The organism is Veillonella sp. (assembly GCF_018381775.1).
Lineage (GTDB): Bacteria > Bacillota > Negativicutes > Veillonellales > Veillonellaceae > Veillonella.
This window is the reverse complement of record NZ_JAGZRH010000004.1, coordinates 86,866-101,875: the sequence shown is the minus strand read 5'-3', so window position 1 is coordinate 101,875 and position 15,010 is coordinate 86,866. Positions and strand designations below refer to the sequence as shown.

At 40.4% G+C, this 15,010-nt stretch carries 9 protein-coding genes and 1 other RNA gene; 8 read left to right on the top strand and 2 right to left on the bottom strand.

Features of this window, described 5'->3' with window-relative positions:
• Positions 1 to 4: 4 nt before the first annotated feature.
• The 4 genes from KH109_RS03825 to gltB all read left to right on the top strand — a co-directional run bounded on the left by KH109_RS03825 (position 5) and on the right by gltB (position 8,030).
• Positions 5 to 940: a phosphatidylglycerol lysyltransferase domain-containing protein gene (locus KH109_RS03825; protein ID WP_178885654.1), complete on the top strand. Its 936-nt coding sequence runs from the start codon at positions 5 to 7 to the stop codon at positions 938 to 940.
• A 144-nt stretch (positions 941 to 1,084) separates the two neighbouring features.
• On the top strand, positions 1,085 to 2,278 hold the full coding sequence (locus KH109_RS03820) for a GNAT family N-acetyltransferase (protein WP_295215963.1): 1,194 nt from the start codon (positions 1,085 to 1,087) through the stop codon (positions 2,276 to 2,278).
• A gap of 1 nt (position 2,279) precedes the next feature.
• Positions 2,280 to 3,149 (top strand): RluA family pseudouridine synthase, encoded by an 870-nt coding sequence (locus KH109_RS03815; RefSeq protein ID WP_295215960.1) that lies wholly within the window; start codon positions 2,280 to 2,282, stop codon positions 3,147 to 3,149.
• Positions 3,150 to 3,446: 297 nt separating this feature from the next.
• Positions 3,447 to 8,030, top strand: coding sequence for a glutamate synthase large subunit (gene gltB, locus KH109_RS03810; protein WP_295215956.1), 4,584 nt, complete (start codon positions 3,447 to 3,449; stop codon positions 8,028 to 8,030).
• Positions 8,031 to 8,345: 315 nt separating this feature from the next.
• Here the strand turns inward: gltB and KH109_RS03805 are convergent, their stop codons facing one another.
• Together KH109_RS03805 and KH109_RS03800 are read right to left on the bottom strand one after the other, a co-directional pair.
• Complete coding sequence (locus KH109_RS03805) at positions 8,346 to 9,461, bottom strand: Fic family protein (RefSeq protein WP_295215952.1); 1,116 nt, start codon at positions 9,459 to 9,461, stop codon at positions 8,346 to 8,348.
• Positions 9,462 to 9,873: 412 nt separating this feature from the next.
• Complete coding sequence (locus KH109_RS03800) at positions 9,874 to 10,638, bottom strand: DUF4393 domain-containing protein (RefSeq protein WP_295215950.1); 765 nt, start codon at positions 10,636 to 10,638, stop codon at positions 9,874 to 9,876.
• A 402-nt stretch (positions 10,639 to 11,040) separates the two neighbouring features.
• On the opposite strand from KH109_RS03800, the gene ffs reads away from it, so the two are divergent.
• The 4 genes from ffs to recR all read left to right on the top strand — a co-directional run bounded on the left by ffs (position 11,041) and on the right by recR (position 15,009).
• An RNA gene (gene ffs, locus KH109_RS03795) (signal recognition particle sRNA small type) lies at positions 11,041 to 11,140 on the top strand.
• A gap of 144 nt (positions 11,141 to 11,284) precedes the next feature.
• The gene (gene dnaX / locus KH109_RS03790; protein WP_295215947.1) at positions 11,285 to 14,032 is read left to right on the top strand and encodes a DNA polymerase III subunit gamma/tau; all 2,748 of its coding nucleotides are present in this window, start codon (positions 11,285 to 11,287) and stop codon (positions 14,030 to 14,032) included.
• 50 nt (positions 14,033 to 14,082) lie between these two features.
• Positions 14,083 to 14,412 carry a YbaB/EbfC family nucleoid-associated protein gene (locus KH109_RS03785; RefSeq protein ID WP_008602262.1) on the top strand — a complete coding sequence of 110 codons (330 nt, stop codon included), beginning with the start codon at positions 14,083 to 14,085 and terminating at the stop codon, positions 14,410 to 14,412.
• The gene (gene recR / locus KH109_RS03780; protein WP_295215944.1) at positions 14,413 to 15,009 is read left to right on the top strand and encodes a recombination mediator RecR; all 597 of its coding nucleotides are present in this window, start codon (positions 14,413 to 14,415) and stop codon (positions 15,007 to 15,009) included. It abuts the gene before it with no gap.
• Position 15,010 lies beyond the last annotated feature (1 nt).

Below are 15,010 nucleotides of genomic sequence, written 5' to 3'. Positions count from 1 at the left end.
GAATTTGATAGGAGGGATTATTATTTTAGAATTTAAACGTTTTGAACTAAGAGACAAACCATTAATCGACAAATATTTTGAACAACATCATTATGAAGCATCTGATAATTGCTTTACTACATTATTTATGTGGCAAGATGCGTATGGTATTCGTTGGGCTGAGGAAAACGGTGTATTGTACATCCAAGGTGGCGGTAAACGTGAACCATTCCTATTGCCTCCGTTTGCCGGTAAAGATGCAAAGTTCCTTGATGGTTTGTTACGCGCTAAAGAATGGTTCGTAGAAAATAATTTGCCATTCCGTTTCAAAGGTATTAGCAAAGTTGTAAAAGAGCGTATGGAAGAGTTATGTCCTGGTCGTTATGAATTTACACCTGACCGAGACAACTACGAATACATTTACAAATCTGAAGATCTTATCAACTTATCTGGTAAGAAGTTCCGTCAAAAGAAAAACCATTTGAACCAATTCCGTATGCAATATTCTAACTATGAATATATGCCAATCACTGAAGATATCATTCCATTGTGCCGCGAAACAGCAGCATCTTGGGTAGAAACTCATCATGAAGAAGGTATTGAAGATGAATTGGTTGCTATCAACTTATTATTTGATAATTGGGAGACACTAGGGCTTAAAGGTGGCGCCATCAAATTGTTTGGCCGCGTTGAAGCTTTCAGTATCGGTGAATTATTGAATGATAAAATGGCGTTGATTCACATTGAAAAAGCAAATCCAGATATCCGTGGTTTGTATCAAGCGATCAATAATGAATTCATTCGTCATGAATTTAGCGAAGTAGAATTCATCAACCGTGAAGAAGACATGGGCTTGCCTGGTCTTCGCCAAGCAAAAGAATCTTACAATCCAGATCATTTTGCTGAAAAATATGACGCAGTATATGCTAATGAAGCAGATAATGCAACAGGCGGTAAATAAAAATCTGAGCTATGAAGCCGATGTGCTTCATAGCTCATTTTTGTTATAATAGAAGTGTTAGCCTATCTATTTGATTATATTTTGTATCATCATGGTGATGCCACAGATAGAGCGTGGTTTTTATACTATAACGAGGATATACTTATGGAATATAGAATTGCAACAGTTCAAGATACGCCACATGTGGAAAATCTATGGGCGTACTGCTTTGAACCAAAGGAAGATCCATTCTTCCAATATTACTTTACAAATTGCTATGAACCAGAAAATACAATGGTTGGTCTTGAACAAGATCAATTATTGAGTACCGTTCATTTGCGTCAATATAATATCAATGTTCGTGGTGCTGTATTGCCTACAAGCTATATGGTTGGCGTAGCCACACATCCAGCGGCTCGTCGTGGTGGCGTAGGTGGTGCGTTGTTAAAGGCTTCTCTTGAAGAGCTTCGCAACCGAGGTCAAGTATTGACGATTTTGATGCCCTCCAAGGCTGCATTCTACCAACAATATGGTTGGGAACTCTATGCTCATCAATGGGTGAACACTATGTCTCTTGAGGACTTGCGCCCTATGACTGATAAATCCTTGAGCTTTGGTTTACTTAATAGCGTTGACCAATGGACATTGCTTGATCCTGTATATAAAGCATATACAGCTCGTCTTTCTGGCTATGCTGAACGCGGTGAAAAGGAATGGAAACGCTTGCTCGGCAGCTTCTTTGCAGAAGGCGTGAATATCGCTGTAGTGCGCAATGATGAAGGTGTTATCGAAGGCTATGCGGTATATCGCTTAGGTCAACCTGAAATTCCTGTATCCGAATTAGTTTATACTACACGTCGTGCACAACGAGCATTGTTGAACTACTTCTATAACCACCGTTCTCAAGGCACTACTATTCGTTGGAATGAGGGCCTTCACGATACATACTATCGCTTCTATCCAGATGGTAAAAGCGGACATTCCACAATGCCGTACATGATGAGCCGTATTGTGGATGTGAAAGCTGCCTTCGAATCCATTCCTGTAAACCCAGAGGCTTTGATGATGCCTATTACAATGACCTTTGGTGTGAAAGATAGCCTTTGTGAGTGGAATGAAGGGTGCTATGAAGTCCAATATGGCGGTGCATTGACACCATCTGTTAAAAAGGTGTCTGACACATTAGATGGGGACGTAGATATTACTGTTGAAGTCGGTGCTTTGAGCCAACTCTTAATGGGCACATTAACCGCTCGTGATCTTGCTTTTGAAGGTAAACTTTCAGCTAATGAGGAATGGCTAGAATTCTTCGATATTCTCTATCCTGAACAAAAAACATATATTAATGAATGGTGGTAATATGAGCTGGAAAACGTATACGGTGAAAGAACCAACAGAATTGACGGTTTCTAAATATGTAAAGGAGCGCTTTTCATTATCCTCTCGAGATATTCAAATGATGTTCCGCAAGAAACGGGTGAAAGTAAATAGCCGTGTAGCCCATTCCCAGCGTTCCCTCAAAAAGGGTGATGTATTAACTTTGGAATTACCACAGGATAAGGACTATGGTGTCGATGTAGAAAAAGGTCCCATTACAGTTCTTTATGAAGATGTACATACCCTAGTAGTTAATAAACCTCCATTCATGCTTGTTCATCCAGCGGGACAAACTAAATCTGGTACATTGAGTAACTATGTGGCTGGGTATTATGCGAAAAAAGGTGTAGTTCACAAGGTGCGCCCTGTACATCGTCTTGACCGAGACACATCTGGTTGTATTCTCTTTGGTAAAACAAAGGAAGCTCAGCAATATTACACTGATGAATTACAAGCTGGTCGTATCGATCGCATCTATACTGGCCTTGTAGAAGGTCGCATTGACTCAGATGGTATTGTCGATGCGCCTATCGGTGTAGATCCAGTATTTGATAATCGCCGTGTCATCGATGAATTTGGTCAACCAGCTCAAACGGAATATACCGTTGTTGGTCATGAAGGCGAACATACGCTATTGAAGTTCAAATTATTAACCGGCAGAACACATCAAATCCGCGTGCACATGGAACACATTGGTCATCCTATTGTGGGAGATGCCATGTATGGGACACGCAATAAACCCTATACACGTCAATGCTTACATGCGTCAGAACTCACCTTTGTACCCTATGGTAAGGACGAGCCTATAACGGTAACCTGTGAAGTAGGGGACGACTTTGGTCGTGAGAAGTAGTGATTGTGTATTCGTGTATACAAAAAACAATAGTGATAAAAATGCATAGTCTATGACTTAAAGTCATGGACTATGTTTTTTTTATATTTTCAATTCACAGTGGACAGGAGTATACTATGTATAGACAAAAATTCTATAGAATTTAAAATTTAGATGAGGTTATGGACGATTACAGCCGATAATATCACTACAGAATGGATTCTTTAGAAGTAGTTTATAGTTTATACTTTCACCAAGACCGAACGGAACGATGCCGCAGCGCTTGGGATGATCAAGTGATATGAAGGAGTGCACGTTATGGATATGAATCAGAGCACAATCGAGCAACAACGTCTAGATCAAGCTAGACTAGAAGCTAATGGTATGTACAGCAGCCAATTTGAAAAGGATGCGTGCGGCATGGGCTTTGTCGTTAATATTAAAGGTAAAAAATCCCACGATATTATCGATGATGGTTTGCGTATTTTAGAGCGCCTTGAACACCGTGGTGGTGCTGGTGCCGATAAGGACACAGGGGATGGTGCTGGTATTTTAGTACAAATTCCACATGAGTTCTTTAAACGCGAATGCGAAGTGCTTGGTATCAACTTGCCTGCAGCTGGTGAGTACGGCGTAGGGATGGTGTTTGCTCACAAATATGAAAGCCTCCGTAACGAGCAAAAACGCATTTTCGAAGAGGTTGTACGCGAAGAGGGTCAAGTTGTTCTTGGTTGGCGCGAAGTGCCAGTTGATGGTACAAAGGTTGGTAAAGAAGCAGCTGCTATTCGCCCTTGGATGATTCAAATCCTCATCGGTAAAGGCCCAGACGTAACTAATAATAAAGAATTTGAACGTAAATTATATATTATTCGTAAATTAGCTGAAAAACGCATTGTTCCATTGAGCAAGGAATTATCTAGTGATTTCTATATTGCATCCTTGTCCTCTAAAACAATCGTATATAAAGGTATGTTAACACCTGGTCAATTGCGTGACTTCTACCTTGATTTGAGCGACCTTGACTTTACATCTGCGTTGGCTATGGTTCACTCTCGTTTTAGTACGAATACATTCCCAAGTTGGGCTCGGGCGCATCCTAACCGTTTCTTAGTGCATAATGGTGAAATCAATACAATCCGTGGTAACGTAAACTGGATCAATGCTCGTGAAGGTAAGGCGGAATCTCCATTATTCCCAGACATCAAAAAAGTATTCCCTGTAGTTGATGACAGCGGTTCTGACTCCGCTATGTTCGATAACACATTGGAATTCTTGCACATGACAGGTCGTTCCTTGCCTCATGCGATTATGATGATGATCCCTGAACCTTGGGAACGCAACAATCTCATGAGCCAAGAAAAACATGATTTCTATGAGTTCAATAGCTTCATGATGGAACCATGGGATGGCCCTGCTGCTATGGGCTTTACTGATGGTACTGTTATCGGTGGCGTACTTGACCGTAATGGTTTACGTCCTGCTCGTTACTATGTAACAACTGATGATCGTGTTATCATGGCATCTGAAGTGGGTGTAGTAAACGAAAACGCTGAAAATATTCGCGCTAAAGGTCGCTTGGAACCAGGCAAAATGCTTCTCATCGATACTGAAGAACAACGCATTATTTCCGACGAAGAAATCAAACAACGCGTTGCTACTGAATTGCCGTATGATGAATGGGTAAAAGAACATGTTATCCACTTGTCTGAAATTACTCAAGCTGATGAAAGCGATATTCCAAAAGTAGACGATTTGTTCAAAAAGCAACAAGCCTTTGGTTATACTCAAGAAGATCTTGTACGTATGATCGTACCTATGGCAAAAGATGGTAAAGACCCTGTAGGTGCAATGGGTGCCGATGCTCCACTTGCTATCTTGTCTGATAAACCACAATTGTTATACAGCTACTTCAAGCAAATGTTCGCGCAAGTAACAAATCCTCCAATCGATTCCATTCGTGAGGAAATGGTTACATCTACTCGTGTTATGCTTGGTAACTCTGGTAACTTAACAGATCCTAATAAAGCTGGTACCTATGCGTTGTCCATGCGTACACCAATTCTTACAAATCAAGAATTGGCGTCCATTAAGGCTCTAGACTGCCGTCGAATGAAATCTGTTACATTACCAATCCTTTTCGACCCAACTAAGGGTGCGGATGGTTTGCGTGATGCGTTGACTGAATTGTGCGAAAAAGCCGAAGAAGCAGCACGTACAGAGCAAAATGTATTGATTTTATCCGACCGTGAAGTAGATGAAAATCATGCACCAATTCCAGCATTGTTAGCTGTAGCAGCTGTTCATAATCACTTAATTAGAAAAGTATTGCGCACAGAAATTGGTCTTATCCTCGAATCTGGTGAGCCTCGCGAAGTACATCATTTCTGTACATTGATCGGTTATGGTGTAACAGCTATCAATCCTTACTTGGCTCTTGAAACTGTACGCGATTTACAAGCTCGTAAACGTCTTGGTGATATTACACCTGAACAAGCAGAAAAGAACTACATTAAAGCAGCTGTAGGCGGCATTATGAAGGTTATGTCCAAAATGGGTATCTCCACAGTTCGTTCTTACCATGGTGCCCAAATTTTCGAAGCTTTGGGCTTGAACACCAACTTTATTAATAAGTTCTTCGTAAATACACCAACTCGTATTGGCGGGATTGGTCTTGTAGGCGTTGCCAATGAAGCATTGGCTCGTTATGACCGTGCTTTCAAATCCGACGAATCTGTGCTTGAACCAGGTGGTTGGTATGGCCCTGTAAAAGATGGGGAAGAGCATTTGTTCAACCCTAAAACAATTGATCTTTTACAAGAATCCCTTATCAACGGTGATTACGCCAAATATAAAGAATACTCTAAAGCGATTCGCAATGATTATCATGTAACATTGCGTTCCTTGATGGAATTGAACTACCCAGTGGGCGGCGGTATTCCTATCGAAGAGGTTGAACCTGAAGAATCCATCGTAAAACGCTTTAAAGCGGGCGCTATGAGTTATGGTGCTATCAGTAAAGAGGCTCATGAAACGATTGCTATCGCTATGAACCGTCTTGGTTCTACATCTAACTCTGGTGAGGGCGGCGAAGATGTAGCTCGTTTCAAACCATTGCCAAATGGCGACAGCATGAACTCCGAAGTAAAACAAATTGCATCTGGCCGTTTCGGTGTAACTGCAAATTACCTCATCCACGCAAAAGAGTTGCAAATTAAATGCGCACAAGGTGCTAAACCAGGCGAAGGTGGTCAATTACCAGGTAAAAAAGTATACCCTGAAATCGGGAAAGCTCGTCACTCCACTCCTGGTGTAGAGCTCGTATCTCCACCACCACATCATGATATTTACTCCATCGAAGACTTGGCTGAGTTGATTTACGATTTGAAATGCGTTAACAAAGATGCTCGTATTTCCGTTAAATTAACATCTGAAGCTGGCGTAGGTACTATCGCTGCAGGTGTGGCAAAAGCGAAAGCAGACAATATCCTAATCTCTGGTTACGATGGTGGTACAGGTGCGGCAGGCCGTACATCTGTAAAACACGCTGGTGTGCCTTGGGAATTAGGCTTGTCCGAAACACATCAAACATTGATGCTCAACAGATTGCGTGACCGCGTTAAATTGGAAGTAGACTCCAAATTGATGACTGGTTTTGACGTAGCTGTTGCGGCTATGCTTGGCGCTGAGTTATTTGGTTTCGGTACATTACCACTCGTTGCTGTAGGCTGTAAAATGGCTCGTGTATGTAACCTCAACACATGCCCTTATGGTGTAGCGACACAAGATGAAAAATTGCGTGCTCGTTTTACAGGTAAACCTGAGTACGTAGAAAACTTGATGATCTTCATCGCTCGTGAATTGCGTGAAATCATGGCTCGATTAGGTATACGCTCCGTAGCTGAACTTGTAGGCCGTATCGACCTTGTTCGTCAAAAATCTCAAGACGATAACTTCAAATTGTCTCGCGTTGACCTTAAACGCGTATTGTTCCACCCATACATCGATGCATCTGTAGGTCATATGCACATGATTGACCAAGATCACGAATTGGAACGCACATTGGACATGTCCAAGCTCTTGCGTATGTGCCGTCCTGCCATTGAGGACCAAAAACCAATTCGCGCTAAATTGGCTATCAACAACATTAACCGTGTTGTAGGTACCTTGGTTGGTTCTGAGGTGACACGTCGTTATGGTGAAAGCGGCTTGCCAGATAACACAATCAAGTTGAACTTTGAAGGCTCTGCAGGCCAATCCTTTGGTGCTTTCATTCCTAAAGGCATGACATTAGAACTTGAAGGTGATGCGAATGATTACCTCGGTAAAGGCTTGTCCGGTGGTACAATTACTGTATATCCGCCTAAGAAATCTATTTTCGAAGCGGAAGAAAACATCCTTATCGGTAACGTTGCCTTCTATGGTGCTACATCTGGTACAGCCTATATTAACGGTGTAGCTGGTGAACGTTTCGCTGTTCGTAACAGTGGTATCACTGCTGTTGTGGAAGGTTTGGGCGACCATGGTTGTGAATACATGACTGGTGGCGAAGTTCTTGTACTCGGTAAAATTGGCCGTAACTTCGCAGCAGGTATGTCCGGTGGCTATGCATACATCCTCGATTGCGATGAACGCTATGTAAATACAGGCCTTGTAGAATTACGTCCTGCTAATAATGATGACCTTAAACGCATTAAAGAATTAGTAGAACAACACGTATTGCACACTAATTCCGCTAAAGGCCGTCACATCCTTGAAAACTGGAATAACTTTGTAAACAGATTTACAAAAGTTGTACCTGTAGCATATGAAGAAATGCACGCTGCTATTGAACGCTATAAAGAACAAGGCTTATCCTTGGAAGAAGCACAATTAGCTGCATTCAAAGAAAAATATGCAAAATAGAGTTATAAAACAATGATAATACAAAACTCCCACTAGTTGATTAAAACTAGTGGGAGTTTTGTATTATTAAATTAGTTTGATGGATAGTTAAAAATCATAAAAAAATTTCTATGTGGGGGAATGAAAGTTCTTTGGCTATGATAATAGATTAGCTTTTTTCTGATCTTGATTTTTTTATATCGAACTAAAATTATTAAATATATGAGTATAAGTTTTTAAAATAGTCTTTTTTAATACTTACTATGTAATAAGTTTTTAAAATAGTATTTTTTTAAACTTATTTTGAATAAGTTTTTAAAGTAGGCGTTTTAAAAACTATTCTAAAATATCTACTAATTTGGTAAAGATAAATATACTCTTCCTTGGAGACCCTATTTTAGAGAGATAGCCTAGATCAGTTAATAGATTTAGTGTGCTATAAACAGCAGTTTTGCCTAATTGTGTATGTTGAATAATTTCGCTAGGTGTGGCACGTAACTTATCAAAAATAAAATCGATAATTTGTATATGTTCTGTTTTTTTTACATGCTCAATCATTTCTTTATAGAGGGCAATAATATTTTTCGCAGACTGAATATGGAGGCTACTTTCTTCTTCAACACCAGCTAGGAAAAAAGAAATCCAATCTTCCCATGCTTGATAATAGGCAGGTGAACTGATATCAGCTTGAGAAATATTATGAAGGCATTCTTTATATTTATTGTCATTGGCGGCAAAGTAACGACTGATATAAAAGACAGGGTATGGAATAGAGCCTTTAATAAATAAATATAATGGAATTAATAGACGACCGACACGGCCGTTTCCATCTTTAAATGGATGTATCATTTCGAATTGTGCGTGTATAATTGCAATTGCAATTAAGTGTGTAATTTCATTTGCGGAGTTGATGTAATCAACTAAGTTTTCAATATACTCCTCGGTTAAATAAGGCGGTAAAGGGGTAAAATAACCAAGAACTTTATTAGCGATATAATTTTGTTCCGTTTTAAATTGCCCAGGAGCTTTAGATGCACCTCTCACATTATCAGATAGCAAAACCTTATGGAGGGCACAGATCATATTTTTTGTTATAGAAATATCTTTTTCTTTGAATTCAGCAAAGGCATATTGTATAGCTATTATATAGTTTTCAATTTCTTTTATATCATTTTTTATAATATCGGTAGATGGAGTATTGTTTATAACATCCTCAATAGTTGCAATTGTTCCCTCTATTTTAGACGAGAGTACAGCCTCTTGGACTGTTAATGCAGATATCAGAATTGTAGGATTTGGGATGTTTTGTAAGTATCCAATAAATCGTGATAATGATGAATCTCCATTGATTGAATTTTTCAAGAATGTTTTGGAGCGGATAAGTTTATCGATAACATTAACTATTGGTAGTTTAGGTGGTATATGAGGTGTAGGAAAATCTCTAATTGGCATTTTTACCTCCCAATATATTTATTGATAAAAATAAAATTACATAATATATGATAATTGAAATTTATGTTTTTAATTTAGTTTTATCTATCTATAGTTGGAACTTATTTTCGGAATTTGTTGTGCATATTAAACTAATAAAAGATTATCATTATAAGCCTATAATAATTTGTGTTTAATTATGCTTGAACAATCGAAATACTAATTTTTCTTTTCTTTTATAATATTTATAATTAATATTTTTGACTAGTTTTGAGATAAACATTCCAAATGGGATGTCAATAGTCTTTGAATATTTTTGGTTTTAACAGTATTCCTAGCTTAATAAAACTCTTTAGACAATAATCATTTGATTAAAATGTTAGGATTACTTTGTGATAAAATGTTTTTCTTAGCAGAAAAGAGAATTCTTAAATTAGATACAAATAGATTTAAAGGCATCTCCGAATGGCGTGATTGAGTACATTCCTTTATAAACCTCTACTTTAGTATATAACTCTGGATTGCTTTCAACTAAAAGTAATCCATTCTTAAATTCAGCTAAATTCTCGTAAGGTGCATAACAACTTTCGTCAACAAGACTCATGATATGGTTTATTTGAGCTAACCCTAATCTATTAAGATTATTTATTGCTATAGAGGTGTCAATATTTATTAATTCAGGAATATTAGGAATAATAATTAAGTCTTCTTTTGTTTGCAACGAGTAAGTTGCTTCATCTTTATGATATAAACGAATTTCACCTATGGGACCTACTTTGGGGAGCTTGGATAATAATAAGGCATCATGTGGTGAGAGTTGTTTGATAATCTCAACGAAAGAATGATGGAGATTGTTTTTTTTGCGTGAATCCATATCAGCTGTTATTAGTTTAGTAAACATTTCTCTAATCGATTTTTCTTCGATATAGAATTTTGATGCCTCTAAAGCTGGCCCAATAATACTTAAATTTGGCTCACTTTTATATTGATCAGGAATATTGGTATAGTGAGTTTCTACAGACTGTTTAAACTCTAAAAAATTTTGTTTATGTTTAATGATTCTTTTTTGTGCCCATAAATTAACTGGGGCGAAACAAGCATTCCAAATATTGGCGAATGTTTCTCCGGCTGCAGTTGCAATAGGATTTAAGGATTTATTTATGGGTTCTGGTAGATTAAGATCAATATTAAGATCCACAAGGCTCACCTTCTTTTTAATGTACATTATTGAGTTATGAGTGATTGATAGGAATAAAGCTTAAAGATAGAGTGTCTATAAAAGAACATAAGTATTATTTGGCATAAATTAAATAGAGGGAAATTTGCTTACATTAAATAAAGTTTCCAAGTTCAAAAGTCTAGTGATAGAGTAAATAAGGTATTGAAAAAATTAACTCTGAGTGTCTAGTTGATAATATAATTAATATTGATACTTTTTTAGAAATAAGTTTATATTAGGACATACGTGACTTACATATAATCATTATACTAAAATTTATTTTAATATTAAAGATAAATGAGGGAATTATGAGGGGGAGTGCTTTGACTATAGAGGTATTTTCATGTATAATATTTGTATTGCAATATTGGATCATGGCAGTTCTCGGGCCCGTGCAATGGGGGCCTGTGAATCGTGTCAGGACTGAGAGGTAGCAGCACTAAGCGGTAACCTTCATGTGCCACGGGGAACCCGGGGGCTGTCGTGATCGAATATTGCAAGGCGGCCTGAAGGGCCGCTTTTTTTATGTCTAATTTAGGATGCATGATACTTTATTAAGGAAGTCAGAATTTCCTGAATATGGTATAATAAAGTATTGTAATTTTCGGAAAAAGGGGGTGTTCCAATGGCATATATTGCGTTATATCGTAAGTACCGTCCACAGACGTTTACCGATGTGGTTGGTCAGCATCAGGTATCGGATACATTGATGCGCGCTATCCGTGAAGATAAGGTAGCTCATGCGTATTTGTTTGCCGGTCCGCGGGGGACTGGTAAGACAAGTATGGCTAAGATTTTTGCACGTGCTATCAACTGTGAGCATGGTCCAACGGATCACCCTTGCAACGAATGTAGTGCTTGTAAATCTATTTTGAGCGGTCAGTCCATGGACGTCCTTGAAATCGATGCCGCATCAAACCGTGGTATCGATGAGGTGCGTGCCCTTCGTGAAAGCGTCAAATTTATGCCTGTTGAGGGCCGTAAAAAGGTGTTCATCATCGACGAAGCCCACATGCTGACGACAGAAGCGTGGAATGCTCTCTTAAAAACTATCGAAGAGCCACCGGCTCACGTTATGTTTATCTTTGCTACTACAGAAATTGAGAAGCTACCTGTTACGATTGTATCTCGCTGTCAGCGTTATACTTTTAGACGTATTACATCTGATGATATCGCACAGCGTTTATCCTATGTGGCGGAAAAGGAAGGCTTTGGCTTAGATTCTGCAGCAGCTCAGCTCATCGCAGTTCATGCAGATGGCGGTTTGCGTGATGCGTTGAGTATTTTAGACCAATGTGCAGGGATGGCGACGGGCTCTATTACGCCGCAAGTAGTAGAAGAGCTCATCGGTCTTGTTAGTAAGGAATGGATTATTCATTTCCTTGATGCGTTACGTAATGGAGATGGACCTAAGTTGTTGTCCTATATTCACGATGCCTTAGCAGAAGGTCGTGATGCGACGCAAATTATGGAAGCCCTCATTCAGCATGTGCGTGCTTTGCTTGTCGGTAAGGTGGCTCCTGATGCGGACGAGCTCAAGGTATATGATGCCTTTAAGGCTGAGTTTTTAGCTCAAGCTGAAAGCATCGATTTTAATGAGCTTAACCAATATGTGCGCAGTGCGCAATCTATCATGAATGATGCAAAACAGGTGGATAATCCACGAACTATCATTGAAATGGGCTTGCTCGTTTTATGTGCTAAATTAGGCTCTGTTGATGAAAGCTTAGAAGACCGTGTATATGCACTAGAGTCTTCTGAGCGCTCTGAACGAAATGACCTATTAAACCGCATGGCTCAATTAGAGCAACGAGGTCCAGCGGTAGCCCCTGCACCTGTTTACGGTGCTAATGCATTTGGACCACCTCAAGGCAGTTATGCTAATAACTTTGTCCCTGTTGATAATGATGCTACTGTACAGAGTGCTCCAATGAGTAGTGATCAAAATGCTACGGTTGGTACAGTACCACCTCCAAGTGGCGTAGGAATGACACCACCTCCTACGAATGCAGGCATGACACTACCGCCTACTAATGTTGGTATGACACCTCCACCGTTAGGAGCGCCTGGTAGCACACCTCCTCCTATGAATGGAGTGGGCATGGCTCCTCCGCCGATAGGCGGTGTTGGTATGGCGCCACCACCAAGTACTGGGGGCGCACCACAACGACCTGCTAGGAATCAAGCTAAAGGTCGCGGTAAAAAAGGTATTAGTACGCAGGCTATTATTAGTGATCAAATCTTATCGGCTCAAGAGTATCGCAATGTACAGGCCAATGTTATTAAATACTTGAAGGACAGTAATCGCAATATGACCTCTACCGTAATTGGACAAGGTCAGCTCGTATACGTAGACCAAAGCAAAGCGGTAATGGCCTTCAAAAATACATTGCACCTCAATGTAATGACCAACGAAGTAAACTTGGCAGAAGCGGTAGATGCTTTCACATATACGCTAGGCTATCCGGTACATGTAGAAATCGTTGATGCCCTCACACAAGTTTACAAAGACTATAAAAAGGCCTCTGGTAGTACGACGCAGCACCAAGTGAAAGCGCCGCAACGTCCACCAGAACCAATGGTTGATGTACGTACAACATCTGGAGCACAGCCGACACAGATGGACTTTACAAATTCGTCCTCTTCGCAAGGTGCTAGCTATGCACAAGAGACGAACGAAAAGAATGCTCAAGTTGGGCCTACAACTGATGAGCAACCAAGTAAGCCTGATTCAGCAGCGGTGGATGCGGCAAAGGCGGCAGCGCTGGCTTTCTTAGCAAAGAAGACAGGCGGTAGTGCTGTCAGTGCCACATCTGGTGCGGTTGCAAGTGAGGCCAGAGCAGAAACCTTACCATCTGGTGGTGATGTACCGATTACATCCTTTGATGGCGCTCCATCTACTCAGGTGATTGATGGTGAGATTCCTATTGAGTCACTAGCGGGTTCTATGGAAGGCGATGATATTCCTGTTCATTCCTTTGATGATGTGCCTGTAGACGATATGGAGGAATCTTATGTATCATCCTTAGATGATATGCCGCCACATCCGTTAGATAGTGTGACCGTTATTAGCGATGATGGGGAAGTCTTAGAACGCCCTATGGATAGCGGTGCGCATATTGAGGTGGAAGCTGTCCCAAAGTCTGATGGGGGCGAACAGCAACAGGGAACCCCGCATCAAAGTGAAGGGCAGTCTATGCTTTCACAAACACCTATTGAGGTCGCACCTATCGATAGCGTGACGGTAGCTCGTGAATATGCATGGGATCCAGAGCATATGACGGAAGAGGAACGAAACAATCCTCTCTTGGCAGAAACATTAGAGAAACTATCTGAAGATCACGACATCATCGTCGAGGTCATCGAAGAATAAATCAATTAGAATATTAGTATAGGACGTAGATCCTAAAAGGAGGAATTACAATGTTTGGTAAAGGTATGGGCAATATGGCTGGCATGATGAAAAAAGTTCAAAAAATGCAAGCAGATATGAAGAAAATGCAAGAAGAATTAAAAACTCGTACAGTAGAGGCTTCCGTTGGTGGTGGTGCTGTAACAGTTGTGATGAACGGCGAAAAAATCATCGAGTCTTTGAAATTGAACCCAACTGCAGTTGATCCTGAAGATGTAGAAATGTTAGAAGACTTAGTGATGGCTGCTGTAAACGAAGCTAGCAAAAAAGTAGACGACCTCTTGGCTCAAGAAATGGGCAAAGTAACTGGTGGTCTTAACTTGCCAACAGGTTTATTCTAAATGACAAATGCTTTAGAACGGCTTGTAGAGCAGCTGCGCCGCTTGCCAGGTATCGGCTCCAAGTCGGCTAGACGCTTGGCCTATCATTTGGTAGAAATGCCGAAGGAAGAGGTAGACCGTCTCGTGGAAACCATCGTAGAAGCGAAGGGGGCTACACGTCACTGTTCTATTTGCTTTAACTTATCAACACAAGATCCTTGTGAATTCTGTAGCAATCCGAACCGAGATCAAACGACGATTATGGTCGTTGAAACATCTCGCGATGTCATTGCTATCGAGCGCAGTGGTGACTATAAGGGCTTATATCACGTATTAGAAGGTGCCTTGTCCCCTATGGAGGGCATCGGTGCTGATGATATTCGCGTAAAAGAATTGATTGCCCGCCTTCGTGATGGTGTGGTACAAGAGGTTATCCTCGCTACTGACCCAGACGTAGAAGGGGAGGCGACAGCTCTTTATTTGGCGCGTTTATTAAGCCCAAGTGGCATTAAGGTAACGCGTATTGCCCGCGGTGTTCCTGTGGGCGGCGATATCGAATATGCCGATGAATTAACGTTAGGCGGTGCTGTAGTGAACCGCCAAGAAATGAAAGGATAAT

Excerpts from the sequence above, each read along its gene's own strand:
- KH109_RS03805 (WP_295215952.1), bottom strand. The coding sequence starts at position 9,461 with ATGCCAATTAGAGATTTTCCTACACCTCATATACCACCTAAACTACCA.
- KH109_RS03815 (WP_295215960.1), top strand. The coding sequence starts at position 2,280 with ATGAGCTGGAAAACGTATACGGTGAAAGAACCAACAGAATTGACGGTT.
- KH109_RS03785 (WP_008602262.1), top strand. The coding sequence starts at position 14,083 with ATGTTTGGTAAAGGTATGGGCAATATGGCTGGCATGATGAAAAAAGTT.
- recR (WP_295215944.1), top strand. The coding sequence starts at position 14,413 with ATGACAAATGCTTTAGAACGGCTTGTAGAGCAGCTGCGCCGCTTGCCA.
- dnaX (WP_295215947.1), top strand. The coding sequence starts at position 11,285 with ATGGCATATATTGCGTTATATCGTAAGTACCGTCCACAGACGTTTACC.
- KH109_RS03820 (WP_295215963.1), top strand. The coding sequence starts at position 1,085 with ATGGAATATAGAATTGCAACAGTTCAAGATACGCCACATGTGGAAAAT.
- gltB (WP_295215956.1), top strand. The coding sequence starts at position 3,447 with ATGGATATGAATCAGAGCACAATCGAGCAACAACGTCTAGATCAAGCT.